Origin of the sequence: Nocardia spongicola (assembly GCF_047200775.1) — a bacterium.
GTDB lineage: Bacteria > Actinomycetota > Actinomycetes > Mycobacteriales > Mycobacteriaceae > Nocardia.
On sequence record NZ_JBJZOO010000090.1, the window covers coordinates 1 to 225 of the forward strand.

The 225-nt window shown below is 62.2% G+C and carries 1 protein-coding gene; it reads left to right on the top strand.

All coding sequences use genetic code 11. From position 1 onward, the window contains the following. On the top strand, positions 1 to 225 hold a 225-nt coding region (locus ACL02S_RS24335), incomplete at both ends, for an IPT/TIG domain-containing protein (RefSeq protein WP_412804822.1).

Consider the following 225-nt stretch of genomic DNA (forward strand, 5'->3'; position numbering starts at 1 on the left):
CGGCGGTGTCGTTCACGGTGGTGTCGGATACGCAGATCACCGCTACCGTTCCTGCGGGGACCGGCACGGTGGGGGTCACTGTTACTACTCCGGGTGGTACCAGTAATCCTGTCTCCTATACCTATCTCGGAACGCCCACGTTGGTCTCGGTGGTTCCGGGTTCGGGTCCGGAGGTCGGTGGTAATTCGGTGACGTTGACTGGTACCGGGTTCACCGGTGCGACGG